Source organism: Methylotuvimicrobium sp. KM2, assembly GCF_038051925.1.
Lineage (GTDB): Bacteria > Pseudomonadota > Gammaproteobacteria > Methylococcales > Methylomonadaceae > Methylotuvimicrobium.
Window position 1 is genome coordinate 1,276,744 of the sequence record NZ_CP150634.1, and the last position, 26,270, is coordinate 1,303,013.

General features: G+C 49.1%; 22 protein-coding genes. 13 read left to right on the top strand and 9 right to left on the bottom strand.

Translation table 11 applies throughout. From position 1 onward, the window contains the following. Window positions 1–51 precede the first annotated feature (51 nt). The 7 genes from WJM45_RS05640 to WJM45_RS05670 all read left to right on the top strand — a co-directional run bounded on the left by WJM45_RS05640 (window position 52) and on the right by WJM45_RS05670 (window position 7,892). On the top strand, window positions 52–2,217 hold the full coding sequence (locus WJM45_RS05640) for a TonB-dependent receptor (protein ID WP_341327996.1): 2,166 nt from the start codon (window positions 52–54) through the stop codon (window positions 2,215–2,217). A gap of 698 nt (window positions 2,218–2,915) precedes the next feature. Continuing rightward, window positions 2,916–3,659, top strand: a complete 744-nt coding sequence (locus WJM45_RS05645) for a DUF3450 domain-containing protein (RefSeq protein WP_341327997.1) — start codon at window positions 2,916–2,918, stop codon at window positions 3,657–3,659. Further along, window positions 3,656–4,999, top strand: coding sequence for a MotA/TolQ/ExbB proton channel family protein (locus WJM45_RS05650; RefSeq protein ID WP_341327998.1), 1,344 nt, complete (start codon window positions 3,656–3,658; stop codon window positions 4,997–4,999). Before WJM45_RS05645 ends, WJM45_RS05650 begins: the two co-directional genes overlap by 4 nt. A 5-nt stretch (window positions 5,000–5,004) precedes the next feature. Continuing rightward, the gene (locus WJM45_RS05655) at window positions 5,005–5,505 is read left to right on the top strand and encodes a MotA/TolQ/ExbB proton channel family protein (RefSeq protein ID WP_341327999.1); all 501 of its coding nucleotides are present in this window, start codon (window positions 5,005–5,007) and stop codon (window positions 5,503–5,505) included. A 13-nt stretch (window positions 5,506–5,518) separates the two neighbouring features. Beyond that, window positions 5,519–5,926, top strand: coding sequence for a biopolymer transporter ExbD (locus WJM45_RS05660; protein ID WP_341328000.1), 408 nt, complete (start codon window positions 5,519–5,521; stop codon window positions 5,924–5,926). Further along, a complete protein-coding gene (locus WJM45_RS05665) occupies window positions 5,923–6,636 on the top strand; it encodes an energy transducer TonB (RefSeq protein ID WP_341328001.1) in 714 nt (237 codons plus the stop codon). Before WJM45_RS05660 ends, WJM45_RS05665 begins: the two co-directional genes overlap by 4 nt. After that, the gene (locus tag WJM45_RS05670) at window positions 6,636–7,892 is read left to right on the top strand and encodes a tetratricopeptide repeat protein (RefSeq protein ID WP_341328002.1); all 1,257 of its coding nucleotides are present in this window, start codon (window positions 6,636–6,638) and stop codon (window positions 7,890–7,892) included. Before WJM45_RS05665 ends, WJM45_RS05670 begins: the two co-directional genes overlap by 1 nt. Window positions 7,893–8,062: 170 nt before the next feature. Here WJM45_RS05670 and WJM45_RS05675 read toward each other — a convergent pair whose 3' ends face one another. Both WJM45_RS05675 and WJM45_RS05680 read right to left on the bottom strand, forming a co-directional pair. Beyond that, window positions 8,063–9,319, bottom strand: coding sequence for an ABC transporter permease (locus WJM45_RS05675; RefSeq protein ID WP_341328003.1), 1,257 nt, complete (start codon window positions 9,317–9,319; stop codon window positions 8,063–8,065). Then, on the bottom strand, window positions 9,316–10,005 hold the full coding sequence (locus tag WJM45_RS05680) for an ABC transporter ATP-binding protein (RefSeq protein ID WP_341328004.1): 690 nt from the start codon (window positions 10,003–10,005) through the stop codon (window positions 9,316–9,318). Before WJM45_RS05680 ends, WJM45_RS05675 begins: the two co-directional genes overlap by 4 nt. 65 nt (window positions 10,006–10,070) lie before the next feature. On the opposite strand from WJM45_RS05680, the gene WJM45_RS05685 reads away from it, so the two are divergent. Further along, on the top strand, window positions 10,071–10,652 hold the full coding sequence (locus WJM45_RS05685; RefSeq protein WP_341328005.1) for a DUF3299 domain-containing protein: 582 nt from the start codon (window positions 10,071–10,073) through the stop codon (window positions 10,650–10,652). A gap of 3 nt (window positions 10,653–10,655) precedes the next feature. Here WJM45_RS05685 and WJM45_RS05690 read toward each other — a convergent pair whose 3' ends face one another. Continuing rightward, entirely contained in the window at window positions 10,656–11,195 is a 540-nt protein-coding gene (locus tag WJM45_RS05690) for a DUF2796 domain-containing protein (protein ID WP_341328006.1), read from the bottom strand. A gap of 346 nt (window positions 11,196–11,541) precedes the next feature. Then, window positions 11,542–11,751: a cold-shock protein gene (locus WJM45_RS05695; protein WP_014149441.1), complete on the bottom strand. Its 210-nt coding sequence runs from the start codon at window positions 11,749–11,751 to the stop codon at window positions 11,542–11,544. 304 nt (window positions 11,752–12,055) lie between these two features. Between WJM45_RS05695 and WJM45_RS05700 the strand changes: the two genes are divergently transcribed. The 5 genes from WJM45_RS05700 to WJM45_RS05720 all read left to right on the top strand — a co-directional run bounded on the left by WJM45_RS05700 (window position 12,056) and on the right by WJM45_RS05720 (window position 22,758). Further along, window positions 12,056–13,405: a hypothetical protein gene (locus tag WJM45_RS05700; protein ID WP_341328007.1), complete on the top strand. Its 1,350-nt coding sequence runs from the start codon at window positions 12,056–12,058 to the stop codon at window positions 13,403–13,405. 246 nt (window positions 13,406–13,651) lie between these two features. Next, entirely contained in the window at window positions 13,652–16,210 is a 2,559-nt protein-coding gene (locus WJM45_RS05705; protein ID WP_341328008.1) for a fused MFS/spermidine synthase, read from the top strand. Between the two features lie 3 nt (window positions 16,211–16,213). Continuing rightward, complete coding sequence (locus WJM45_RS05710; RefSeq protein ID WP_341328009.1) at window positions 16,214–18,166, top strand: TonB-dependent receptor; 1,953 nt, start codon at window positions 16,214–16,216, stop codon at window positions 18,164–18,166. A 1,062-nt stretch (window positions 18,167–19,228) separates the two neighbouring features. Then, window positions 19,229–21,148 carry a kelch repeat-containing protein gene (locus tag WJM45_RS05715; RefSeq protein ID WP_341328010.1) on the top strand — a complete coding sequence of 640 codons (1,920 nt, stop codon included), beginning with the start codon at window positions 19,229–19,231 and terminating at the stop codon, window positions 21,146–21,148. A 593-nt stretch (window positions 21,149–21,741) separates the two neighbouring features. Next, entirely contained in the window at window positions 21,742–22,758 is a 1,017-nt protein-coding gene (locus WJM45_RS05720; RefSeq protein ID WP_341325838.1) for an IS110 family transposase, read from the top strand. A 566-nt stretch (window positions 22,759–23,324) separates the two neighbouring features. On the opposite strand, the gene WJM45_RS05725 is transcribed toward WJM45_RS05720, so the two are convergent. The 5 genes from WJM45_RS05725 to WJM45_RS05745 form a co-directional block, all read right to left on the bottom strand. Next, window positions 23,325–23,528: a cold-shock protein gene (locus tag WJM45_RS05725; RefSeq protein WP_014149436.1), complete on the bottom strand. Its 204-nt coding sequence runs from the start codon at window positions 23,526–23,528 to the stop codon at window positions 23,325–23,327. 149 nt (window positions 23,529–23,677) lie between these two features. Then, window positions 23,678–24,085: a CBS domain-containing protein gene (locus tag WJM45_RS05730; RefSeq protein WP_341328011.1), complete on the bottom strand. Its 408-nt coding sequence runs from the start codon at window positions 24,083–24,085 to the stop codon at window positions 23,678–23,680. After that, on the bottom strand, window positions 24,082–24,432 hold the full coding sequence (locus tag WJM45_RS05735; RefSeq protein WP_014149434.1) for a P-II family nitrogen regulator: 351 nt from the start codon (window positions 24,430–24,432) through the stop codon (window positions 24,082–24,084). Before WJM45_RS05735 ends, WJM45_RS05730 begins: the two co-directional genes overlap by 4 nt. Before the next feature lie 12 nt (window positions 24,433–24,444). After that, the gene (locus WJM45_RS05740; RefSeq protein ID WP_341328012.1) at window positions 24,445–25,236 is read right to left on the bottom strand and encodes a DUF1538 domain-containing protein; all 792 of its coding nucleotides are present in this window, start codon (window positions 25,234–25,236) and stop codon (window positions 24,445–24,447) included. Further along, on the bottom strand, window positions 25,233–25,967 hold the full coding sequence (locus WJM45_RS05745; RefSeq protein WP_341328013.1) for a DUF1538 domain-containing protein: 735 nt from the start codon (window positions 25,965–25,967) through the stop codon (window positions 25,233–25,235). The genes WJM45_RS05740 and WJM45_RS05745 overlap by 4 nt, the downstream gene beginning before the upstream one ends. Between the last annotated feature and the right edge of the window lie 303 nt (window positions 25,968–26,270).

The window sequence follows — 26,270 nt, forward strand, 5'->3', positions numbered from 1 at the left end:
ACCTTAGATGCTTGGTTGATTCGCTTGATTTCGTTTCGCCAGTTGGATCTTATGAAGCTTAAATATATATCTACACACTTAATCGTTCTTCCGTTCACGCTAACAGCTTCTCAGGCTTTATTTGCCGAAGAAGAGGAGATGCAAGATGATAAGACGGTATCAAAAATGACCGTCGAGCTCGAACGCATGGAAGTTCGCGGTGAAATCATTCGTCCGAATATGACGGGTGTTTTGCCCGAACAGGGCGGTATTAATGATGCAGCGCATTTGCTGATGCGTGTACCAGGTGGTAATGTCAACGGACTCGGCCCGTTGTCCGGAATAGCCCAATATCGGGGATTGTTCGGCGACAGAGTCAATGTTGATTTTAAAGGCATGAATTACAAACCGGCTTGTACTAATTCCATGGATGCGCCGTTGAGCCATGTGCCGGCGGCAATGACCAGCCTGTTGAAAGTATACCGCGGTATCGCGCCCGTCAGCAGTGGCATCGAGACTATCGGCGGCGCGATCGTTCAGGAAACCAAACGCCCGGAATTCACCGAAGATGGCGAGTTGTTCGATTGGACCGGGAAATTTTCGGCGGGCTACAACAGCGCCAACGACGGCTGGTATGGCGCTTTATATAACGGCGTGGCTACCGAGAATCATCGTTTGCATGCATACGGTAGCAAGGAATTCGGTAACGATTTCAGATACCCGGGCGGTAAAAACGTGCCGACCAGGCATGACCGCGAGGCGGCCGAAGTCGGTTACGGCTTCCGTTACGAAGAGCATGTTTTCGATGTCGATTTTAACTATAACCATACCCGTCCGACCGGTACACCTGCCTTGCCGATGGATATCATTCTATCCGAAGGCGGCATATTGACCACGAGCTATTCAGGACGAATCAACGATGTTATCGGCATCAAAGCGGCTTATAACTACCAAGATATTCGGCATACGATGAATAATTTTAGCCTGAGGCGACCGCCGGTTACCGGAAAACGTTTGTCGACCAATGAAGCGGACGGTTTCGGTTACCGACTGGCGATCGATTTTCCGCTATTGTCGGGTCTAATGACGGTCGGGGCCGACGGCGATAATGCCAATCATGATGCATTGGTGACAAATCCAGATGCGCCGGATTTTTTTATTCAGAATTTTCATGGCGCGGAGCGAGATCGTTACGGTTTTTTTGCTGAATGGAATGTTTCGCCGGTTCAAGATTGGACTGTTGAGTTGGGCGCTCGCGTCAATCACATCGAAATGAATAGTCGCAATATTTCGACGAGCATGACATCGATTCCGAATCCAGTCATGCGCGGACATTGGCAAACCATTGTTAACGACTTTAATAATCAGAGTCGTGAAAAAACCGATTTCAATTATGATTTGACGGGTATTATTCGCCACAACTTGACGGATGAATTGGAAGTGGAATTGGGCTTCGCCCGTAAGACTCGTTCACCGAGTTATCAGGAACGCTACCTATGGGCGCCGTTCGAAGCGACCGGTGGCTTGGCAGACGGCTATCGTTATATAGGCGACTTGAACGTGCGTCCTGAAAAATCCTATCAAGGCGAATTAGGCATTACTTGGCGAAAAGGTTCGTTTTATTTTGCGCCGCGGGCATTTTATCGTTACGTTGACGATTATATTCAAGGCGTACGCGCTACCAATGCATCGGCCATTGCGATATCTAATGCACAAGATGCTGCGGCCGGGATTCCGCCGGCTCAAAGAAAGCCTTTATTGCAATATGCGAATATCGATGCGATTCTTTATGGGACCGATGTCGAAGCCGGTTTTCGCTTCATGGATAATTGGCGGGTCGACGGCATGATCAGTTATGTCAAGGGCGACCGGGCCGATGCCGACGATAATCTTTACCGTATCGCGCCCCTAAATGGTTTGGTTTCATTGTTTTATGACGACGAGAGATGGAGTCTTGGAACTGAGGTCGTCGGTTATTGGCGTCAAGGGGACGTTTCGAAGTTTAATGAAGAGCCTAAAACATCCGGTTATGCATTATGGAATATTCGCGGCCAGGCGGAACTCTATAAAGGATTACAGGTCGGCGCAGGTGTCGAAAATCTGCTCGATAAAGAATATCGTGTGCATCTAAATGGCTTGAACCGCGCCGCGAATAATATTGAAAACGGTACGAACATCGGCGACCGCTTGCCCGGCATTGGTCGTAATGTTTATGTAACGTTGTCTTATGAATGGTAAGCATAATATCTGTATTTCAACCGTTCGGCTTCTATAGATATAGCACTTCGAAATAGCGGGGAAGCGCAGCGAATATTCTTGTTATACCTTTCGCACTTCAAATTTCTGCAGCACCTAAGGAGGCACCGGAGTGCTCGATCCCTCACCTAACGCTAGGTGAGGGACCAGCATGGATGCTGGCATAGAGCCTACATCGATGTATTCACCCAGCACCTAAATCCAGCACCTAAATTCCATAGCCCATTGGCTATGTTTAATGTCATGGCTAATTTAGGTGCTGGATGAATTCCATAGCCCATTGGCTATGGTCAATTGTCTTGGACAATTTAGGTGCTGGGTTCACGGCGTCCTTTGACGGGCCCCCGTTACCGAATTTTGATCTACGATGAGTATATCTTCTGTTTGTCTAGGTTTAGGGGTAGATGAGCCGCTTCTTATTCAATTTAAAAATCGGCTCTATAGGATTTTCCGTGCTAACATATAATGATAATCATTCGCAAAATCAGAATAGATTTAAGGTGCTGATAAAAAAGTTATTTTTCATTGCCATAGTCATGTCAAAACACTTTTATGTCTTCCCCTATGGGGAATACGGAAGAGCCTAAAAATCATCGACGAGATTCGTGTTCCGTAAAATAAATTTCAAGGTTATCCCTATTGTGAGTACATTTCGAATAATTAAACTTCGTCACGCAGCAATGCTGCTTGCCTGCTTACTATTATCTGCATCGGTCGCCGCGCAACGAGCCGTCGATCAAGCCTTGCAGGAACAACTTTCCGCGCAGCAACAAGGCGTCCAAGTTCAAAAACGCATCGACAAACTGGACGATCAGACTCAAGCCATGTTTGACGAATATCGCAATGGAACCGTTCGGCTGGAGGACTTATCGGCCTACGTCGCACAAATGGAGCGATTGGTTGACGATCAAAAAGCCGAAATGCATAGAAAAGAAACCCAAATGCGCGATATCGTCGAAATGCAGCAGCAGATCGTGCCGTTTCTGCAGCGCATGATCGACGTGCTGGACGAATTCGTTAGCCTGGATACGCCTTTTTTGGCCGAAGAGCGCTTGCAACGCCTGCAGCAATTAAAGCAAATGATGCATCGCTCCGACGTCTCGGTGACCGAAAAATATCGGCGCATCATGGAAGCCTATCGCGTCGAGGCCGAGTATGGGCATAACTTGGAATCGTATCAAGGTACCTTGAACGGCGAAGGCGAGCCGCGCTCGGTCGAATTTTTACGGCTGGGTCGGGTCGGTTTGTATTATCTGACGCTTAAGGGCGACGAAGGCGGTTTCTGGATGCCGTCGGAACAAAAATGGATAGCGCTCGATGCGGCGCAACGGGATTCGCTCGAGAAGGCGATTCGCGTTGCAAAAAAACAAACGCCGCCCGATTTGCTGATGCTGCCTGTCGTAGCACCGGAGGTTAAGCCATGAAGAAGTTGAATTGGTTTTTAGTCTTGCTTCTTTTGTGGGCGAATGGCTCGGTTCATGCCGCCTCGACCTTAGACGAGTTGGTGACTAAGGTCCGAAGAGAGGCTGCCAAGGATATTCGTTTCGATCAAGAACGCGAACGTCGTTTCATTCAGGAGCGCGATCGGCAGCAAGCCAAGCTAAATAAACTGCGTAGCGAATTGGCTGTCGCCGATCAAAAGGCGGAGAAACTGCGTAGCTTGTTTCAAGAGAACGAAAACAAGCTGGCCGAGATGGACGGGCAAATCGCTTCTCAAGCCGGCGAGTTGAACGAATTATTCGCGATGGTGCAGCAAAACGCCGCCGAAATCGGCTCGTTGTTGGACCGTTCGATGATTTCGGCGCAATATCGGGATCGAGGCGAGTTTCTGAATAAGATCATTCAACGCGAATCGGCGGTGTCGATGGAAACCTTGCAAAGTCTTTGGCTGGTTTTGATCGATGAAATGCATGAAACCGGCAAGGTCACGCGCTTCACCGGTCCGGTCATTACTTTGGACGGCGAGGAAAAACAGCAAACCGTGACGCGTATCGGTGCGTTCAATGCCGTGTCGGAAGGCAAGTTTCTACGTTTCTTACCGGACGGGCATAAATTGGTCGAACTCGCCCGGCAGCCCGCGCCGCGACACCAACGCATGGCTTTCGAATTGGAACAAGCCCAGGAAGGTTGGCGCATGATGGCGGTCGATCCGTCGAAAGGCGCGATTTTAGCCTTGTTGGTGGAATCGCCTGACTTGATCGAACGAATCAATCAGAGCGGTGCGATCGGTTATTTGATATTGGCGATCGGCGCCGCCGGCTTGTTGATCGTGTTATGGCGCGGTGCGGTTTTGTCGATGGCGTGGCTACGAATCAAAGGCCAATTGCTTAAGGAAGAGAATCTCGACAATAATCCGTTGGGCAGGCTCAGAAATAGTATCGTTTCAGTGCAGGCAAGAAGTAGCGAGATTCTAGCTGCGCGTCTCGATGAGGCGGTCGGTCAGGAAAGCAGTCGCTTGTTTTTCGGTTTGACGGCATTGACGGTATTTGCCGCGGTTACACCGTTGATGGGTTTGCTCGGCACCGTGATCGGTATGATCGAGACTTTCCAGTCGATTTCGCTGTTCGGCACAGGCGATCCGAAATTGATGGCCGGCGGCATTTCTTATGCCTTAGTAACGACGCAGCTCGGCTTGGCCGTCGCGATTCCGTTATTGTTGCTGCAAAGTTTCTTGCATGCCCAGGCCAATCGTATCGTCGAAATTCTCGATCAACAAAGTACCCGGTTGTTCGAACAATACGAGCAACCGGCAACCGAGCTTTAAACACTATGGAAAAGGTGCTGAGTTTTTTCGATCAGGGCGGCGGTTTGCTTTGGGCGATTCTTGTGGTATCGGTGTTGATGTGGACGTTGATATTAGAACGGTACTGGTTTTTTTATTTTCAATTGCCGCGTTTGCAGGCCGAATTATTGGATTATTGGCGCAATCGTTCGGCCTCAAGGCATTTTTGCCAGCAACGCTTGAAGGAAGGTTTGGCTTCGCAATTTTTTTCGCAAGTGTTGCGCGGACTCAAGACGGTTGACATCTTGACGCAAATTTTGCCGTTGCTAGGGCTGCTTGGGACCGTGTCGGGGATGATCAAAGTTTTCGAAGTAATCAATGCGTTCGGCGCCGGTAATGCGCGCGGCATGGCCGCAGGCATATCGGAAGCGCTGATCACGACGATGGCTGGCTTGATCACGGCCTTGTCGGGCTTGTTCTTCGCCGCCAATCTTGAATCCCGCGCCAGACGAGCGCGCGAGAAATTTACTTCGCAATTAACCGAATGATGAGATTACGCTAATGCAACGTCAACATACTCGCCCGCCGAGTTTCGGAGCCGGACTCAATGTGACGCCGTTGATCGATATGGTATTCATTCTATTGATTTTTTTTGCGGTCAATTCGTCGTTCGTCAAGGAAACCGGCGTCGAAGTCGACCGCCCGACGGCGCAGACCGCCGAACGCCAGGATCAGGCCGGCATTTTGATTGCCGTAACCAAAGACGGCGAAGTCTGGATCGAACAACAACAAGTCGATGTTCGCGTGGTGCGAGGTCATGTTGAACGCTTGCACGCCGAAGCGCCGGAGGCCTCGGCTCTGATTTTGGCCGATAAACGTTCCGAAACCGGACTCGTCATGCAAGTGTTGGATCAGGCCAGGCTAGCCGGAATAGCTCGCGTCGCGGTGGCAGCGACCGAAGAGTTATGAGACTGACGCTGACCTTCACGGCTGCATCGGCGATTAACTTGCTGCTGTTTTGGGTAATGATCCAATTGGTTACCGCCGAACAGGATAAGCAATGGATTCGAACCACTGATTCGGGGTTTTTCGACTTTATCCGGCAAAGGCCGGAGCCGGAGGCGATTTCGCGTTCGCCGAGAAAAACGCCGCCGAAACCAGAGCCGCAAAAAACGGAAACCTTCTCCGAGCAGATGCCGCAGCAACGCTCTCCGGCTGCCGATTTGCGGGCCTTACCCTTGCAAGTACCGGCTTTGAGAGTCGATGTGCCGGCAAATCCTCGGATGAATGTCAGGGGCCCATCTTTGCCGGACGTGATCAGCGGCGGGCAAAGCAAATCAGGAAAACTTGGAAGCATTCCGGGAACCGGGCGCGGTTCCGCTCCGGCTGCACCGTCTTTCATCATGGCCGATGAATTGACGGCAATATCGCGTATTCAACCTAACTATCCTGATCGATTACGCTTTCGCCGGGTCGAGGGCGAAGTGCTCATTGAATTTACGGTAACGACCGAAGGGACCGTGACCGATCCGGTCATAATCAACAGTAAGCCTTCCGGTGCTTTCGATCGTTCGGCATTGCGTGCCGTACGCCGCTGGCGTTTTCAGCCGCGTCGCGACGAACAAGGGAATCCGGTTCCGGTGCGCGCTCGGCAAGTTTTTGCATTTACGTTGAATTAATGAATAAACAAACTTATTTTCGATTGTTTAGGACCGCTTTTTTAGTAGGGTTGACTCTGTTTGGCGCACTGACGGTTCACGCACAGGAAAAAGCTGTTAGCGAAGAGACTTTCAAGGTCCTCAAAGAAGCCGATGCGGCATTACGGAAAGGCCAATCCGAGCAAGCCTTGCGTCAGTTGAGAGCAATCCAAAGCAAGACTGTCGACAAGCCCTACGATCATGCGGTCGTTCAGCAATATATGGCTTATGCCTATTCCGGAGTAAACGATTTTCGCGGTGCTCGGCAAGCCGCTAACGCGGCTCTAAACAGTAAAATACTCGACGCCGATGCCGAACATGGATTGCGTAACATTGCCGGTCAAGCGGCTTTTCATTTGGAGGACTATCGAGAGAGCGTGACGCATTTGGATCGATGGTTGCAAAGAGAGCCGAAAGCCGATGCGGATAGTTATTATATGGTGGCCTATGCCGCCTATCGTGCGAACATGTCCCGTTCGGCAATCCGTCATTTGGAAAGAGCCGTGGCGCTAAAAAAATCGGCGCCTGCCGAATGGATTCAATTATTGTTGTCCCTTTATGTCGAAAGCAAAGGCTATTCGAAAGCCGAGCCGCTCGTTAAGCGCTTGATCGCCGACTCGCCCAATAAACGCGAATGGTGGCGTTATCTAAGCGGTCTTTACGCCCAACAAAATCGCCATGACCGGGCGATATCCACAATGATGCTGGCTTATTATATCGGTGAAGTCCGGCAAGAAGACGTTTTGAATTTAGTGAAATTCCATGCGCAACAAGGTTATCCGTCCAAGGCGGCCCGATTGCTGGAAAGAGAGATCGAGAATAAACGGGTTTCTCGCAATTATGAAAACTTGAAGCTGTTGTTTGGTTGCTGGCAATTGGCGCGAGAACACGATAAAGCTCGACGGGTTTTGACCGAGGCGGCGTCGATTTCTCTTAACGGCGAGGATTATATGTTGTCCGGACGTATTGCAATGCAACGTGGCGATTGGGCGTTGGCCAAACAGGCGTTTCAAAAAAGCTTGCGCAAAGGCGGCTTGAAGCGCAAGGCGCATGCGCGCTTATGGCTTGGTATCGCGGCCCTCAAGTCTCAAGATGAAACGCTAGCTCGTGAGTCGTTGGAGGCGGTGCTGAATGTAGCCGATGTTAAGCAAGAAGCGGCGTATTGGTTAAAGCGTATGGAGCGCGGAGAAAAACGGCATAAACATCATGGGCGGGGAGAGGGGTTGGGGGAGTCTTGAATTAGGGGAAAGAGGAAAGGGGAAAGAGGAAAGAGGAAAGAGGAAAGAGGAAAGAGGAAAGAGGAAAGAGGAAAGAGGAAAGAGGAAAGAGGAAAGAGGAAAGAGGAAAGAGGAAATTAGCGCTTGACAAATGGATTAAATGCCGCATCAGTTCACCGTTCACCGCTTAGCTAAGTTCTGACAACCAAACCGCTGCCCAGCGAATTGCGATACGCTGAAACCGACGGTAGCAGTGCCAGGACAAAGGAGACCGCTAAAATTCCAAGTAAATATTGGAATGTAAGCGGCGTAAACGGATTGATGCCGATAAACAGGCCGTATTGTTCGCTGAGTTCCGTACGCGCAGTCAATAGAGCAATACAAAGGGCCGTACTGCCGACTAGGATTCCGGTTACTGTGACAACCAAGGCTTCGATTTCGATTAAGAAAAACAATGATCCGGCATGCGCGCCGATTGCGCGTAACACAGCCATTTCGCGTTCTCGTTCTTTCATCGAGGCCAACAGCATCGTCGACAGTCCCATAAGCGTTGCAAACAACACCAGTATCGAAATCAATTGCAGAATGTTTTCGAGCGTGCCTACCATTTGCCACAGTTCCATCAGCGTGATGCCCGGCATGATGCCGACTAAGGCCTCGTCTCTGTAGTTATTGATTTCCCGTTGCAGCGAAAACAATGAGATTTTCGATTTTAAACCGACCATGAAGGCGGTTATCGATTTCGGAGTTAAATTATGTTTGAGCGCGTCTTCGGCGCCAATCGAGCGGCCCGGTATGCGCACGCCGCCTTGCCAATCGATATGTATCGCTTCGATGCCCGCTAGGCTAACATAAACCGCTTGGTCGACCGGCGTCCCGGTCGGAGCGAGAATGCCGGTTACTATAAACGGTTTGTCGTCGTGTTTGCTGAAACCGACTTTAGCGATGCCGTGCGCCAGCGTTATCGATTGGCCGGGTTGGTAGTCTAGCGTTTTGGCGACTTGTGCGCCGACTACCGCTTCGTAGACGCCATCGAAGGCGCGGCCCGATTTAAATGCCAGGTTTTGCTTTTGCCCATAATGAAAATGCTCGAAAAAATCCCGGCTGGTACCTACCACGCGGTAGCCTTTATGCGAGTCGCCGAGCGAAATCGGAATGCTCCAGGCTACTTCGGGTTTTTGCGAGAATTCCCGGTAGCTTTGCCAAGAGATATTGTTCGAAGCATTGCCGATATGAAATACCGAATAAAGCAGCAAGTTCAAAGGGCCGGTGCGGGCGCCGACGATCAGATCCACGCCCGAGACCGTTTTACTGAAGCTGTTCTTGGCCTCGCTACGAATATGTTCGACGCCCAGCAATAGAAAAACGCCGACCGCAATCGATAACACGGTCAGCGTTACGGTAAGTTTTCGGTTCCAAAGGCTGGCAATGGCCAGTTTTAACATCATGCTTTCGATTCTCCGGCTTGCATCAGATCATGTATGCTGATGACTTGGTCGAAATAGTGCCCCAGCGATTTATCATGACTGACAAAAATAACCGTGGTTCGATTCAGGGCGGCCGACTCGAGTAAAACGCGCATGAATTCATCGCGCGTATCGCTGTCCAAAGAAGAAGTCGGTTCGTCCGCGATAATCAATTCAGGATGGTTGATCAAGGCTCTAGCAACGGCGACGCGCTGCTGTTGGCCGACACTCAATTGACCGGCTTTGCGGGTAAGAATGGATCGATCGAGGCCCAAGCGTTGGGTCAATACGCCGACATCATTAAGATTAGCGTCATGGCGTTTGCCGAACTTGACGGCTAGATTAATGTTTGCCTCAACAGAAAGATAGGGCAATAGATTAAACTGCTGAAAAATAACGCCGATATGGCGGGCACGGAAGCGATCTCGGGCCATGCCGCCGATTTTCGTTAAGTCGGTACCGAGTATTTTGATTTGCCCGCTTGCCGGCACGAGTATGCCGCTGATCAAGCTCAGTAAGGTCGATTTGCCGGAGCCGGATGCGCCGTGTAAAAAGATACGCCGGCCCGGTTCGACTCGCCACTCGGTAATCTTCAATACCGGCGCATGACGTTTATGCCAACTGAAAGAGACGTTTTGTAGATCGAGTGCATAGTCGAAATCTGTCATGCGGGTGCGAGAGTGTATTGCTAAAAGCTATAATGTTACACGAAATCACTATAGGTTACTTTCTAATGAAAATAGTTCATACCTTGTTAAAACTCATCTTGTGCTTGGCGTTGGCGATGCCGGTTTTGTTAGTGTCGGCGGATAGTTATAAGACCCTTGAATGGACCGACTTGATGCCGCAAAGCGATTTGGATGCTCTAATGAACGGACCGGAGATCACGCACGACACGCCGGAAATCCCGCTCGATTCGCAGATTTCGAATCAAGTGCGTCAAGCCATCGAACAGGCGGCGGACAGTGCCTATCAAAAGGCTTTGGTTTCGACCGACGTGAGGCCGGAATTAAACGAAACTAAAGTTCGAATTCCGGGTTTTATGGTGCCTTTGGAGTTTGACGACACACAGCAGGTTACCGAATTTTTCGTGGTCCCGTATTTCGGGGCTTGTATCCATGTTCCGCCGCCGCCGCCCAATCAGTTGATTCATGTCGTTTATCCTAAAGGCTTTAAATTGCAAGATCTTTATATGCCTTTTTGGTTTCAAGGCGTATTGAGGACCGAATTATTCAGCAAGGATGTTGGTACCGGCAAGGCTATATCGGCCTATTCGATGCAAGTCGCAACGATCGATGAGTATGAAGAAGAGTAGGCTTTATTCGATCGAAAAAATCGTCGATTGATTATTCAAGAGTGCCGTGCCTTGCCCTTTGCTACCGACCCAGCGGACTCGAATGGCTTCGAATCCGGGAAAACGGTCGAATAGTTGAGTGCGGACAGAGCCGATGGCCGATGCGTTTTGGCACGATAGAGTATAAACCGCATGAAATTCGGAATGTTCTTCCTGTTCGCCGTGTTCCGTTCCTTCTTGATCGTCATCGTCGAATGGTCCCCGGACATGCGTTTCGGTTGCGCGGCATTTGCCTTTTTCGAACGATGCAGTGATGTCGACGTCATTCAATAACGCCAAAGCATTTTGCAATTCGAGTTGCTGCGCATCGTTCCGAGGTTTGTGCTCAAAGCCGATCAGATTAATCGCCGGAGATTCGAACTCGATTAGAACGGTATCGTTCTCGATGACAATATTCAGTTCGGCGACGCCATGAATATGGGCATCATGATGGCGTTTTTCAGCCAAAGTTGGAGCGGAAAATAGGCAAAGCGACAGGAATAGGATTAAGAAACGGTTTTTCATAGTCAATACTGCTTTGAGATAAACGAAATGATTTAAGCGGATACGCGCCTGGCTTGGCTTAACTCTAGGAGGTTATGTTATATCATGCGTGTTGCTAAGCAATCAATTAACGACAAGCGGGATCAAAAATGCAGCTAAGAACGGATAGGAGTAAATCAAACGAATAACGCGGTGGCATTACTTGCGTTCGGAAAAAACAGGAGCTTTCAAAAAGTCAAGTCGTTTAGCTGACTTTTTGTCGCGAACAAAATGTGTCACGAAGCTCATTTAAAAGACTATGACAAAGATTTTATCAATCGTTCGATACAAAAACGCCCGTTAGAAACGGGCGTTTTTTTAATCGGACTTAAGCAGGTGTTACGTTCTCTGCTTGAGGGCCTTTTTGACCTTGGCTCACTTCCATCGTGACCTTTTGGCCTTCACGCAAAGTTTTCCGGCCGGTGCCGTTAATTGCGCTGTGGTGAACGAAGACATCTTTGCCGCCTTCTTGTTCAATAAATCCAAAACCTTTTTCATCATTGAACCACTTAACGGTACCTGTAACTAACTCGGACATAACACTCTCTTTTACTTGTAATGTGCCATACCAGGATGGCGTTGAAATAAACGGCTCTTATAATATAGCCGGCTTATCAGGAAAGCAATTTAAATTTCAGTCTTCGTCACAAATTATTATTAACTCTACTATTGGGTTAAGCAGTCAACGTGCAGGAATCGGTTGGAATTCGAAGTGCGAACGGTATGAATGAAGAAAAGGAGGGATGGCTTGCAATTTTAAAAGTTACATTATAACATTTCATTAGCGATCGGATATTACTGTAACATTTTCTCATTCTTGTTTTTATTTGGAGTCTTTTAACATGAAAAGCTTAAAAACCTTTTCGATCGGCCTTTTGGCCTTTTTTATAAGTTCGAATGTATTAGCGCATTCGGATGTCGAAATAACATTACAAAATAACAGAATCGTTGTCGATCCCGATAATGAAGCGGTATTGTTTGGCATTCATAAATTGTTCGAAGCCGAGTTTGGTGAATTAGGCAATCCTTATGGAACCGATGACCCGGGTTTAGATGTATTCGATTTACATCCAAACAGCCTGCTTTGGTATAAAGTTGAAGGCACCTTGAAAAAATGGGATGTTAATTCATCGAGTTGGTTGTCATTCGGTTTCGATGAGCGGATATCCATCACAAAAAACGATCAAACTAATGTCGTTTCAGCAGCGGAAGGTATCGCCGGACAAGGCTTAATTGGTTCAGTTAATTCCAGTGGCGGGCTGCATACGCATGTCGATTTTCAAATCATCAAAGCCGGCGGCGGTAACCCCGATGACGGAGCTTATCTTCTGGAATTATCGTTGTTCGACACCACAAACGATGAAATCCCAATACCTATTAGCGCGGCTTCCGATAAGTTTTATCTGGCATTTCATCTGAATGAAGCGGGAACTTTCGATGATGAGGCGTTTGATCAGGCGATCGGGGGGAGCCCCTATCATAATGAAGGGAAACTTGTTGAGAAAAGTGTAATGCTAGGCAATCTGACAGGTAATGCAAGAGGCGGAGAAATTACAAGACTAAGAGGGGATGTTTTACGCCAAGCCTATCGGTGTGTTGATGGTTGCGGTCTAGAATCTCCCGTCTTAGAACCGGTTGCCATCGCGAAAGATAGATTAAATCTGCGAAGAGCGCGTAGACTTGAAACGGAAGGCGCTAGCGTTAGTGATGCAGTGGATGCAATCATTAATAATTTTACAAACCATACGCTCTTATGCGCCGCGCCTATGAAGGTCGAGGGTAATCGCTGTGTATCTTCTTTGCATGACCACCATGATAGCCATGATAATCATGGTGCTAAAGTAGTTATTTTACAAGGTGGCAGCCAAATCGAAGAGTTAGCAAAAGATGATGCAATCGGCTGGCAGCCAAACCGGCAGAGGGAAAATGTCTTTTTCGTTATTGAATATGAATATAATTCAAATGGCTTCGTGACTCATCAAGTTGAATATGTCGTCGCTTGGCGAGAAGGCCGCTTACGTTATTATGAAAATCGCAAGCTGGATTCGAAAGGCTTTTCGATAATCGAATTGAGCGATAGACAAATTGCGGTTGCTATCAATGCATCTGATGAAGTCAGAGAAGAAAATGATCACAACCAAGACCACGACCATGATCATGACCACGATCACGATCACGATCACGATCACTAGCTCGGATTATAGTTCGAGGTGTCATAAATGGGCTTCTAGGTTGCACTATCTCTAAGTTAAGGGCTTTTCCGTTCGCTCTGAGTCCTTCGGCTTTGTTCAGGAGGGCCTTGTCGAAGGGGAATGGGAAAGTCCGAGTAGATAAGTTAAGCCGTCCATGGTTCGACAGTCTCGCCAAGAACGGCTTAGCTTAATGGCATTGTCTCTTAGTCCACGAAACTTATGCGTGTTTTACTGACTTCACTGAAAATGACTTCATTTTTTACGGTCACTTTGTTTTTTTTGTCCGGCCTTGCAGTCTTAGGTTATCAACTGGTCTGGACGCGCATGTTTGCGGTTGGTCTAGGGCACGAGCTAACTTCTATGTTGGCGGTCGTGGCGGCATTCTTCGGTGGGTTGACCGCAGGCGCTTTTTTATTAGACAAGCGGATCAGCGTCAGCCGGCGTCCGGCTTTGTGGTATGCCGGTCTGGAATTGACCATCGGCCTTTGGGCATTGCTTAGCGCATTTGTCATTCCCACAGTCAACGATTGGGCGCGGACTTGGCTTGGTGTCGAACCGGGCTTACTGCATTTTTGGGGCGTTGCCTTCATCGTGCCGTTTTTTGCTTTACTACCGGCAACTCTGGCCATGGGGGCAACGCTGCCGGCAGCCGATCGCTGGTTAGCGCAAATCAAGGCCGATCCGCGTCAAATAGCGCTGGCGTATTCGGTCAACACTGCCGGTGCGGTGTTGGGCGTGCTGGCTGCAAGTTTTTGGTTGATGCCTTGGTTGGGATACCGCTATACATTGTTTGCATTGGCGCTCGTTAACGGTTGTGTCGCGCTCTCTGCTGGATTGTTTTATTTTCGAAAGTCTGAATTATCTTTTCTCGAAAAAACGAGAATCAAAAAAACGCATAAGCAACCGTCGCCGCTGTTTTGGCGCTTGTTGATCACAGGGTTTTTGAGTATCGCCTATGAAGTCGTTACGGTAAGGGTGATGGCTCAGGTGCTCGAAGGCACCGTTTACAGTTTTGCCGCAGTGCTGGCCGTTTATTTGACCGGCACCGCAATCGGCGCCGGGCTTTATCATCGCTTCGGCCGCAATCGCGATGGTGATCGTCTGTTGGCGAGATTGTTGTTCTCGTTGAGTTTAGTTTGTCTCGCCGGACTTTCGGCGCTTTATTTAACGCATGGTTTATATTGGTGGGTAAGGACCGGTCTCGGCGATAGTTTAGGTGCGGTGCTGTTCGCTGAATTGATCGTGGCCTTGCCGGTGCTTTTGCCGCCGACTTTGATCATGGGCGCCTTGTTTAGTCATCTAGTGCAATCGGCCCGACACGCTAGAGGCGGTGTCGGTTGGGCCTTGGGCGTCAATATGGCCGGCGGCTTGGCGGCTCCTTTGGTCGCAGGCGTCGTTTTGGTGCCGCTGCTCGGCACCCAATGGACATTGATCGGCATTGCATTGGCTTATTGGCTGCTAATGCCCCGATTGTCGATGTTGCCTCGGTGGGCTTATGCGCTACCGGCATTCCTTGTTTTGCTGTTACCCGGTCGTTTGCAGATCGTTACACTAAGGCCCGGCGAGTCGGTATTAGAGTACCGGGAAGGCGCGATGGCCTCGGTAGCCGTGATCGAGCAGCAAAACGAACGTAATCTGCGCGTCAACAATCGTTTCCAAATGGGCGGAACAGGCGTTCGCGCCCAGCGTTTGCAACGCATGCAAACTCATGTGCCGATGTTGTTGCATCCGAAGCCGTGCGATGTTCTGTATCTCGGCGTAGCGACCGGCGTAACGGTCGGCGCCGCGCTGACTCACCGAGAATCTCGCATCGATGCGGTCGAATTAGTGCCGGACTCCTTGGCGTTATTGCCTTATTTTTCGCCGTACAACGTCGAATTGCACAAGAATCCCCGTGTTCGTCTTTATGCGTCCGATGCCAGACGTTATGTTAGAACGTCACATCAGCAATATGATGTTGTGATGGGGGATTTGTTTCATCCCGGGCGTGACGGCGGCGGCTTGCTTTATACCCGTGAACATTTTCAAGCGATAGAGCAGCGATTGGCGCCTGGAGGCTTGTTCTGCCAGTGGCTGCCTCTGTATCAAATGGATGAAGCCATGTTACGTTCGGTGATCAAAACTTTTCAATCGGTGTTCGGTAGAACCGAGGCCTGGTTGGCGGGTTTCGATTTGGGGTACCCCTCGCTGGCTTTGATTGCATTGTCCGGGGATACGGCACGTCCCGAAGCAATCGAAAGCACGATCGGCATCAATCAATCTTTAAGACAACATCTCCATTTGGCGGCGGTGCGAAGTTCCGTGCAATTGGCGGGGCATTTTTTGGCCGATCATCGCGAGTTGGCCGATTATGCCGAAGGTGCGCCAATCAATACCGACGATCGCCCCGTTATTTTATTCGATGCGCCGAAGTTTACTCTCAAACGCGGTGTTGCTTCTTATGAATCTTTCGCAGCTTTGTTAAACACAATACAGTTCCAAGAAGCAAGCACTTTGCTGTCCTTGAGCAGTGACGCCGATGCTGAATTTACCGATCGAGTCGGTGCCTTCGTCAAGGCGCGTAACCTTTATTTTGCGACGATGATCGACCACAACGACGACGAAGCCAGAGCATTGATCGGCTATTTGCAATCGGTTGAAACCAGAGCGGATTTTACATTGGCTTACGCCCAAATCGTCAGCATGGCGATCGGCAAAGCCCAAAAAGAACCGGAAACCGCGCGTCAATGGCTGCAAAAACTGATTGCGATTCGACCTGAAATTCCAGGCGCAAGAGATGTGCTTTACCGTTTGCCGGTTCTCTGAACTATGAAAATCCCCACTGTCATTTATTGGTTAGTGTTAACGTTGAGCATTTTATCGCCGAGCGGCATGCTTTGGGCATCGGAGCCGGATCACTCTGAAAACGGCGAGATTATTTTAGAAAGTGCTGAGCAAGACTCGATGGAAACAACCGAAAACACCGAGCCCGAATCTGGCGAATACGATGTGGAATTTGAAAAGATGGTCATCGAAGCCATCGCGCCGACGGCCGATTCGACATCCGAATTATCCGATATTGATTTACGCTTGAAATCGGCCAGTACCTTGGGCAAAACCTTGGAACGTGAACTGGGGGTTTACAATGCGTCGTTCGGTCCCGGAGTCGGCCAGCCGATCATTCGCGGCATGGGCGGCCCAAGGGTGCGCGTGATGCATGACGGAATCGGTTCGCACGACGCGTCGGCGATGAGCCAGGATCATGCGGTAGCGGCCGAGTCGTTACTTGCCGATAGTATTACGATTCACAGGGGACCGGCCACCTTGCGCTACGGCAGCGGCGCAATCGGCGGCGTCGTCGATGTCAAGCATAAGCGCATCCCTGATAGCATGCCGGTAAAGCCGATCGAAGGTACTGCCGAGTACCGCTATGACCACAATCCCAAAGAAAATGCCGGCATGGTCGGTATCGATGCCGGCAAAGGCAATGTTGCCGTCCATCTCGATTATTTTCAACGCGGCAACGAAAATACACGGATTCCGGGATTCGCATTGGACGAAGCGGCGGTACGCAAACAACTGAAAACCGATGCTGAGTTAAACAACAGCAAGGGCGAAATCAAAAACACCGATGGGGAAAGCCGAGGCGGTTCGGCCGGAATTTCCTGGATCGGCGATCTCGGCTATGTCGGCACCAGTTACAACCACACCTATAAAGCATACGGTTTGCCGCCGGGCGATCCGGGCGGCCATAGTCATGTCGGTGTTGCCCCCGGGGCAAGCGATCAAGGCGAAGCGATACGTTTTGAAATGGAACAACGGCGCTACGATGTCGAGGCTATGTTGTTCAATCCGATTCCCTACATCGAGTCGGTCTCGGTCAAGACCGGTTATGTCGATTACGAACATGAAGAAGGCGAGCCCGGATTCTCGGTCTTATTTACCAATGAAGTCTTAGAAACCCGTTTCGAGCTCGAGCATCGATTCATCGATCAGTGGTCCGGCTTTTTGGGTTTGCAATGGCAAGACCGTGAATTTTTAGCTGAAAACCTGGTTCCTCAGTCGCAAATCGATTCGTTGGGTTTGTTTTTTACCGAAAAGCTGGATGTTTTGGATGAGTTGACATTGGAGTTTGGTGGACGGTATGAACGACAGGTTACCGAGCCTAATGAAAAACTGCTCAATCGGAATTTGTTCGGGCAACCGGTTCAGGTGCCGACAAGAAGATTGACGCATAATCCGAGTTCATTGGCTGCAAGTATTACATACAGACCTTTCGATGGGGGTTCAATTTATTTGGCATGGCAAAACTCGGAGCGCGCGCCCGATATACAGGAAATGTATTCGCTCGGGCCGCATCCGGTCAATCGTAGTTTCGATATCGGTCGATTGGATTTGGCGGTTGAACGTGCTAGTAATCGTGAAATTGGGATTCGTTACGACGATGCCTTGATTTCATTACAAGGCAATGCCTACCAAAAGGATGTCAAGGACTTTATTTATCAAGAAAACCTGGGGCTTTTCTATCAACTCGATACGAACACCCTAAAGGCTTCTTGCTCGGATGGACTTAGAGGCTGTTTTCCAATATACGGCTTTCGCGGCGACGATGCGGAATTTTACGGTTACGAAGCAGAAATTAAATTTCATCCGTCGTTCGATTGGGGTACGCCGCATTTAACGCTTTTTTCCGACTACGTTCGCGGGCGTTTCAGAGATAGAGCGCTTGGCGATGTACCTCGCTTGCCTCCGCAACGTTACGGATTCGAGGTCGGTTTGTAAAAAAACGCCTTTCAGGGAGCGCTACGATTTACTCAGGCCTTGGCGCAAGACAGACCCGGAAACGATGAAACCGTGACGCCTTCTTATCACCGTTTTGATCTCGACGTTTCTTATGATTGGCATGCGGACTCGGGACAAAGAGTACTTCTGTTTGGAAAGGCCTCGAATTTAAGCGATTCGCCGATCCGAAATTCCACGTCATATTTGCGCAATATTGCACCGGAGCCAGGAATGAGTTTAGAAATAGGTTTCCGAGCCTATTTTTGAAATTTATTAGGATGAGGTATCAGTAAGGATTTGGTCGTAAATAACTTCCCTATTTTAGGGCATAGGTATCTACACAAGTACTTGCACCTTTTTCTTTGCGGGAGAAGGTTGGGATGAGGGGAATATAAGTGATTGTTTTTACTCTCACCACCGCAACCCTCTTCAACAGGAGAGGATGCTAGGCCAGCTTGTAACTCATTGTATTTATGATATAAAACTTGTGTAGATACTTATGATTTTAGGGAGGGTTTGGTTGCTCGATTGACAGGTGACGTCGGCAGAGATAGCCGCCGTCAAGCCTACACGGACGTATTCACTCAGCACCTAAATTCCATAGCCTATTGGCTAGGATTAATTGTCTTGGATAATTTAGATGCTGGGTTCACGGCGTCCTGCCAAGCGAGTTACCGAACCTTCAACAAAGCCCATAGTTCCAGGACGTTATTTATCACGAAATCCTAAGCTAAGAATGTTATATTATATCGCTAATGGGGTTGTTCATATGAAACGGTCGATAAATGATAGGTGGTTATTCAGCCCACCTTTCTTTGAAAATATGGGGACTGGGGATTATTTATACCCGTAGATCAAAATTCGGCACCAGGGGTCCGTCAAAGGACGCAGTGGATACATCCCATGTAGGCTCTATACCATCTATGCCAGTCCCTCACCTAGCGTTAGGTGAGGGGGCGAGCCCCCTGCGCCTCCTTAGGCGCTGCCGAAATTTGAAATGCGAAAGGTATGGTTGTTTGGTTAACCTTATAAATGCAGGCTTCTAGAAGCCGGATAATACTAATGAGTGTCTTAAGTAAATTAATTTTTGGGCGTAGCTTCTTATTGATGGTGGTTTTATTTGTGCCGTCGGCAAGAGGTTTGGCGTCTTTTCATCAAGATATCGAGGTATCGGGCCAGGGTTCGGCAATCAAGGCGGGGTTTTGTTCGGAAGCGGATCATGGATGCGATATTGTCGGTGTCGAGCATTTAGGCCTCCCACCGAATACGGTACCGACCGATTTTGAAACCGGAAAGGATATTTATGTCACCGCGTTCACACACTTTGTTTTTTCCGGGCAGCATTCAACCGATAACCCCGGATTTCAGTCGACCGCGGGTTCGCTTTTAAGCAGTGAACTCGTTTCCTATCAAGCGCTCGGGGTATTGGAGTTTTGGAATCCGGCTATAGGAGCCTGGAGTTTTGCGCCGGATAATGTGAAACTTCGATTGGCGGGCGGTCTGAAAATAACCGAAGTAGCCGACCAAAATTGCGGACTGGTTTTTTGTCCGCCGAGAGTCACGACTGAAACCAGTTTCACGACTTTTACCGCCAACGGTGTAACAGGCGCGGCGTCTTTGATCGTTGGGCAAGCGGCAGCGAACGGCTCCTTTCATTCCCACCTCGATTGGTTTTTGGAAACCTCCTCGGGAGCCGCGAATGGCGGTCCGCAAGGGGCTTATTTAGTGGAGATGCGCTTATCTTCCGATAAGCGCCAGACGCCGTCGGATTCTTTTTATATCTTGTTCAATAATCAATTGCCTGCCGAGCAATTCCAGTCGGCTGTATCTCAACGTGTCTTGGGTTCCGAGTCGCCGCAAGATCCGCAGCCGCCGGTACCCGAACCTGAAGTCAGCGCTTGGAAAGCGTTTGAATTGGCGACTTCCGATCTATTGGGCGATGAGCCGATCGCCTTGGCGGCAATCGGCAATAAAGCCTATTTGATTCCTGAAGATGCAAACAAGGGTTTAGCGGTGCTCGACTCAAGTGCGTCTTTAGACGGGAAGCATTCAGGCGCCTTCGTTAACGGCAAGCTTTATGTTTTTGACGCAGAGGCTGGAGCAACGCGGGTGTTCGAAATAGAAAGTAGTGATTTCGTGGAGAAAGAGTCCCTGGCTGCCATGCCGACAATTCGATTTGGCGCGACGGCGATGGTAACGGACAATGATGAAGTTTTTGTCTTCGGCGGCAAACAAACCCGGTCGAATGGCGCAAGCAGAATGATCAATCGTCTCGAAAGCTTTAATCCCGAAACCAATGAATGGAAAAGGCATCGCAACATACCCGGTATTAATCGGCGCGAAGGCGCCGCCTTGGCCGCTGTCTCTATCGACGGCAAAACCCACGCCTATCTTCTAGGCGGCGGCGTGCTGCAAAAAAATAGACTATTCGGTGCGATTGCTGCCTACGATTTTGATCTCAATCGCTGGCAGACGAGAGCCATGACTCCGATGCCGACGCCGAGAGTATTTCAAAGCGGTATACAGGCCCCGGTGTTGGATGGAAAAATCTATCTAATCGGCGGACGTTCCGTTAATAGCGCCGGCGGCTTGTCCAAGTCGGATAAAGTCGAAATCTATGACCCGGTGTCCAATACTTGGCAAATCGGCCCGAACTTGCCTAAAGTGATAGCCGAGCCGTTATCGTTTACGGTCGATGGAAAAATTTACGTCATCGATGCAGGTCAACAACCCGCGCAATCGGCAATAACCGCATGGGAGCTGGATAGCGCCTGGAAACCCTCGCTGGAAGAAGATCAAACCTGCGATTTAGATGGCGATGGACGATTCACTAATCGCGATGTCAATTTGTTTGCCCGCGCTTGCAGAGCCGAAACGTCTTACTGGAATTGCGATTTAACCGAAGAAGGTGCGTCTATCGCTAGAAATATTAGGGAATATCGGCTCCAATGGTGGGATTATAGAAATCAAACGTGCCCTTAAGAACTTCGTGAAAAATAACTTTCTGGAGTTATGAGTCTTGTAGCGGGTTCGGTAACTTGTTTGACAGGACTCCGGGGTGTGCGGTCCTTCACCTAACGCTAGGTGAGGGGCTGGCGTAGAGCCTAAATGCACGTATTCACCCAGCATCTAAATTCCATAGCCCATTGGCTAGGATTAGTTGTCTTGGATAATCCTAGAAAAAGCATTTCACCATGAAGAATAGGAAGTTAATTCAATAGCTTATTACGCGTTTGTATAGAACTTTCGCTCACCAAAAAGGTTAGCGAGAAGGATTTGGTAAGTTCTTGGAATTCTTCATGTGCTTCATGGTTAAACTGCCGAATTCAGGATAATTCATCCAGCACCTATACCTGTCGCACTTCAAATTTCGGCAGTGCCTAAGGAGGCGCCGGGGTGCTCGGCAAAGGCTTTGCCAGCATGGATGCTGGCATAGAGCCTACATGGATGTATTCACGGCGTCCTTTGACGGGCCCCCGGTGCCGAATTTTGATCTACGATGATGATATGGACTCCTCTCACTCTGTTGGTGTCAAATAGCACCTTAGTAAAAAACAAAACAAGAGGAGTCCGAGATGAATACTAGCGTAATTGGTTTAGATATCGCAAAGAACATTTTTCATCTGTATACGTTGAATGCGGATAATAAAGTCATCAAGAAAAAACTCAAACGGGCGCAAGTCTTGACCTTCTTCGCCAATTATCCGGTCAGCACGATTGGTATCGAGGCGTGCGGCAGTAGCCATTATTGGGCTAGAGAATTAACTAAACTGGGCCATGAAGTGATGTTATTGAACGCGAAGTTTGTCAAGAGCTTCGTGGTCGGCAACAAGAATGATTTTAACGATGCCCAAGCGATTTTTGATGCGGTCGGCCGGCCCAATAAGCGGGTGGTGTCGATCAAAACCGAAGTACAGCAAGATATGCAACTGCTTCATAATCTACGCCAGGATCTGGTCAAACGACGAACTGCTGTAGTGAATCAGATTCGTGGAGCCTTGCTGGAGCGCGGCATTGCCATTCACAAAGGGGTCGATCAAGTCAGAAAACAATTGCCTGATATTTTAGAAGATGCCGAGAACGGACTAACAGCGCTGTGTCGAGAGCTGATTGCGGAGCAAGCCGAACGGTTAAGAGAATTGGATAAGGCGATTAAGGAGCAAGACAAACGGCTTGGCAGGCTCAGTCAAGCCGATGCATTAAGCCGACGTATGCTGGATGTTCCCGGGGTGGGTCCGATCACCGCCACGATTGTGGCATCTGATATCGGGGACGGCAAAGGCTATGCCAGTAGCCGAGATTATGCAGCGAGTCTGGGCCTGGTTCCCGGGCAGCATAGCAGCGGCGATAAACCCCGCTATCTGGGGATCAGTAAACGGGGTAATCGTTATATCCGAACCAACTTAATTCATGGTGCACGCGCGGTGGTCAAAAACTGTGCTGGCAAAACAGATCAACTCAGCCAGTGGCTGCAGTCGCTGGTCGAGCGACGCGGCTTTAACAAGGCCGCGGTTGCCCTGGCCAACAAAAACGCCCGCATCTTGTGGGCAATGACCACGAAAAATGAAGCTTATCAAGGGGCGCCTGCCTAACGCGGGCTTCGGGCCGGGTTATCCACCCTTTGCCCACCGGCTCCGAGCTAGAGAAGAGAGCTCGGAGCCCGTGGACAAAGCGTGGATAACCCTGATGAGTGCGATTGATTTAACCGAGTACACAAGATTGCGGAGGCAAGTAGACAATCATTGATGACAACAACAGGTCAGACCGGTGCTTTTACAACCCGATATACTCATAGGTTCTTAAGAAACCGTTACGATGGTTGAGGAATAGGCGCGCGGATAGATTCATCAGGAGTCCTGAGGCAATAAAGCCTCTGTTGAGAGACCGGATATATGGCTGCAATCTTGATCTCTGTTTTGACATCAATTTTTGAAAACTTGGCTTGCAATAAACGAGGAGTCCATATATGAGTATAAATAAGCCATGATTTTAAATCATTGCCAAAGACCTATGGAATTCATCCAGCACCTAAATTAGTCATGATATTAAACATAGCCAATCGGCTATGGAATTTAGGTGCTGGGTTTACGGCGGTTTATAAAAAAGGCCCTTACCGTCCAGGTAAGGGCCTTTTTTGTTAAGCAAATCGTCCGGTCCGTTAGCCTGGAATAACGTTTGCTGCGGTCAGGCCTTTCGGGCCCGATTCTATTTCGAATTGTACCGATTGTCCGGGGCTCAATGTTTTAAAACCTTCTCCCTGGATGACTGAATGGTGAACGAAGACGTCTTCCGTACCTTCCGACGGCTCAATAAAGCCGAAGCCTTTCGTGTTGTTAAACCACTTTACAGTGCCTGTTGCCATTTTTTTAAAACTCCTACTGATATTAACTTACTGTGTGACGCAGAACGACCTGATTGATTGCCGGACATCAACCTAAAACAGGTAGGCGTTCACTCAAGATCGGTTTTCTGATCGGGCAAAATTGTAGCTTTTTTTAAAGCCTAATACCATTAAAGGTTTCGGTACATGCCGTCCAGCACCAGAGCATTCGGACTAACCATGCCGATAACCTTGCCGTTTTCGACAACCGGCGCGCGAACCAAATTGTAGTTTGCAAACAACCTTGAGCAAAGACGAATATCCATGTCGGGCGAGACCTGAATCACCGGGCAGGCCATGATCTCGTAGACATTGACGCGGTCCGGTGCCTTATCTTTAGCCAATACATGGCGTGCGATATCGCCGGAGGTAACCAAGCCGTATTCGTCGAATTCATGGCGTTTATTGACAACCAATACCGAGGTTTTTTGCGACTTCATCAGCTTTAATGCATCGCTGACCGAGGCTGAGCCTTCGATCATCGAAAAGTCGGTTTTCATGACGTCTCTGACATGAACAATTTTAGTTTTATCGATCATATTTCGTCTTCCAGTTCTTGGGTTAATTGTTCGACTTGATGCATCACGCCGATCGCATCCTCGACATCGATTTTAAAAGCAATTCCGGTACCCGAGGTGGCATCGAATTCGGCGGCTTTTGCGATTTTTTCAAGGATATAGCGGCTCAAATGTTCCTCGACCAGGAACATCAATACATCCCGTTGAGTTTCTAGGGTCAGGCCGAAAAAGGTCTTGGATTGCTTCATGCCTTCACCGCGGGCATGGTTGATCACGGTTGCGCCCTTGGCGCCGCTTTTGCGGGCGGTATCGAGCACAAGATCGGTTTTTGAGTCTTCAACAAAGGCGATGATTAATTTGAAACGCATGGCATTCCTCGGTTATTTGGATGAGCTTTGATTGGATGAATTTCGTTTTTTATTGCGCCATTCGGCGAGTTGGGCGTAAGTCAGGACGGAAATCACTGCAAAAAGACTTGCGAACGCAATCAAGCCGAATCCGTCAAGTAACGGATTACGGCCCGGAACTGTCGATGCCAGACCTATACCGAGCGCCGTGACGAGAGGTACGGTCACGGTCGAGGTCGTGACGCCTCCTGAATCATAAGCCAAGCCGATAATCAACTTAGGGGCTAAAATGGTCTGAATAATAACGAGAAGATAAGCACCGATAATAAAAAAATACAACTCCGTGCCGTTGACGATTCGGAAAGAACCGAGTGCGATTCCGAAAGAAACTCCAAGAGATACCGCGATGCGCAGCCCCCACGCGCGGATTGCTCCACCGGAGATCTCTTCGGCTTTGACTGCGACAGCCAACAACGAAGGTTCGGCTAAAGTAGTTGCAAATCCGATGCTTCCGGCAAATAGATAAACCCAGAAATAATCTTTCCAGGCGGCTACAGCTGCCTCGGTAGGAATGCCGAGAAATTCCGGCGCGGTCAATTGTGTGGCCATTAATTCGCCGAGCGGAAATAATGCCATTTTCAAACCTTCCATAAAGAACGTAATGCCGATCAATACATTGACGAAACCGAGTAAGGTTTTGATCGGATGCAGGATGGGTTTGCGAATAACCAATACCTGAAAGCCGATAATGATGCCGGCAATCGGGGCTACATCACGGCAGGTTTTAAGTAAATCTTCACTAAAATGAATGAGCCAATCGATCATGCGACCATCCCGAAAGCCAAAACAAATATGATGGGACTCAGTGAAGCAAACGAGATTAAGCCGAACCCGTCGGTCATCGGGTTTCGCCCTTTGATCGAACTTGCCAAGCCCACGCCCAATGCGGTAACTAGCGGCACTGTGATGGTTGAGGTGGCCACGCCGCCCGAATCATAAGCGACGCCTATGATTTGTGCGGGTGCAAAAGGCGTCATAATGATGACGATGCAATAACCGCTGATAATCAAGTAATGTAATGGCCAGCCGCGGATGATCCTCAATACGCCAAGAAGAATTGCAAAGCCGACTGAAACAGCCACGGTTAATCGAAGCGCGAGTGCGTAACTGTCTTTGGCATCGCTGGTATTAGCGATTATATCGCCTTGTCCAGCGATATTGGCGGCCTCATTCGCTACGGCAATTAATGCCGGTTCGGCCACGGTCGTGCCGAAGCCGAGACAGAACGAAAAAAACAACAGCCAAAACAAGCTCCCTTTTTTGGCAAACGCATAAGCCATCGACTCGCCGATCGGAAACAGGCTTTGTTCCAGGCCGAGCATAAAAAATGTCAGGCCCAGTACAACAAATAAGGAGCCAACGATTAAATTAAGTACATCGGGAATGGGTTGTTGAATGACCGCGATTTGAAAAACCAATACCACGACCAAAATAGGGGCTAAATCCAAAAAACTGCTGAAGATCTGTTTGACAAAACGATTATTGCGCAAAAACATGATTACTCCTTGTAGACCATTAAGATTCTATCGTAATGGGTGCGGGTAAGGCTAGTTTGGGTGAAGATGAAAGATTGAAGATGAAAGGTGAAAGATGAAAGGTGAAAGGGGAAAGGGGAAAGGGGAAAGATGAAAGGTGAAAGATGAAAGGTGAAAGGTGAAAGGTGAAAGGTGAAAGGTGAAAGGTTATCGTTCCCACGCTCCAGCGTGGGAATGCAGCCCTGGACGCTCCAGCGTCCAGTAACGACAGAAACGAGCTGAAATACTTTAACGCGAACATGGCCAAAAAAAGGTAATTTTTCC

Excerpts from the sequence above, each read along its gene's own strand:
- WJM45_RS05700 (WP_341328007.1), top strand. The coding sequence starts at position 12,056 with ATGAAAAGCTTAAAAACCTTTTCGATCGGCCTTTTGGCCTTTTTTATA.
- WJM45_RS05640 (WP_341327996.1), top strand. The coding sequence starts at position 52 with ATGAAGCTTAAATATATATCTACACACTTAATCGTTCTTCCGTTCACG.
- WJM45_RS05740 (WP_341328012.1), bottom strand. The coding sequence starts at position 25,236 with ATGATCGATTGGCTCATTCATTTTAGTGAAGATTTACTTAAAACCTGC.
- WJM45_RS05680 (WP_341328004.1), bottom strand. The coding sequence starts at position 10,005 with ATGACAGATTTCGACTATGCACTCGATCTACAAAACGTCTCTTTCAGT.
- WJM45_RS05745 (WP_341328013.1), bottom strand. The coding sequence starts at position 25,967 with ATGTTTTTGCGCAATAATCGTTTTGTCAAACAGATCTTCAGCAGTTTT.
- WJM45_RS05695 (WP_014149441.1), bottom strand. The coding sequence starts at position 11,751 with ATGTCCGAGTTAGTTACAGGTACCGTTAAGTGGTTCAATGATGAAAAA.
- WJM45_RS05685 (WP_341328005.1), top strand. The coding sequence starts at position 10,071 with ATGAAAATAGTTCATACCTTGTTAAAACTCATCTTGTGCTTGGCGTTG.
- WJM45_RS05730 (WP_341328011.1), bottom strand. The coding sequence starts at position 24,085 with ATGATCGATAAAACTAAAATTGTTCATGTCAGAGACGTCATGAAAACC.
- WJM45_RS05725 (WP_014149436.1), bottom strand. The coding sequence starts at position 23,528 with ATGGCAACAGGCACTGTAAAGTGGTTTAACAACACGAAAGGCTTCGGC.
- WJM45_RS05705 (WP_341328008.1), top strand. The coding sequence starts at position 13,652 with ATGACTTCATTTTTTACGGTCACTTTGTTTTTTTTGTCCGGCCTTGCA.
- WJM45_RS05655 (WP_341327999.1), top strand. The coding sequence starts at position 5,005 with ATGGAAAAGGTGCTGAGTTTTTTCGATCAGGGCGGCGGTTTGCTTTGG.
- WJM45_RS05660 (WP_341328000.1), top strand. The coding sequence starts at position 5,519 with ATGCAACGTCAACATACTCGCCCGCCGAGTTTCGGAGCCGGACTCAAT.
- WJM45_RS05670 (WP_341328002.1), top strand. The coding sequence starts at position 6,636 with ATGAATAAACAAACTTATTTTCGATTGTTTAGGACCGCTTTTTTAGTA.
- WJM45_RS05650 (WP_341327998.1), top strand. The coding sequence starts at position 3,656 with ATGAAGAAGTTGAATTGGTTTTTAGTCTTGCTTCTTTTGTGGGCGAAT.
- WJM45_RS05715 (WP_341328010.1), top strand. The coding sequence starts at position 19,229 with ATGAGTGTCTTAAGTAAATTAATTTTTGGGCGTAGCTTCTTATTGATG.
- WJM45_RS05735 (WP_014149434.1), bottom strand. The coding sequence starts at position 24,432 with ATGCGTTTCAAATTAATCATCGCCTTTGTTGAAGACTCAAAAACCGAT.
- WJM45_RS05710 (WP_341328009.1), top strand. The coding sequence starts at position 16,214 with ATGAAAATCCCCACTGTCATTTATTGGTTAGTGTTAACGTTGAGCATT.
- WJM45_RS05690 (WP_341328006.1), bottom strand. The coding sequence starts at position 11,195 with ATGAAAAACCGTTTCTTAATCCTATTCCTGTCGCTTTGCCTATTTTCC.
- WJM45_RS05665 (WP_341328001.1), top strand. The coding sequence starts at position 5,923 with ATGAGACTGACGCTGACCTTCACGGCTGCATCGGCGATTAACTTGCTG.
- WJM45_RS05645 (WP_341327997.1), top strand. The coding sequence starts at position 2,916 with ATGCTGCTTGCCTGCTTACTATTATCTGCATCGGTCGCCGCGCAACGA.
- WJM45_RS05720 (WP_341325838.1), top strand. The coding sequence starts at position 21,742 with ATGAATACTAGCGTAATTGGTTTAGATATCGCAAAGAACATTTTTCAT.
- WJM45_RS05675 (WP_341328003.1), bottom strand. The coding sequence starts at position 9,319 with ATGATGTTAAAACTGGCCATTGCCAGCCTTTGGAACCGAAAACTTACC.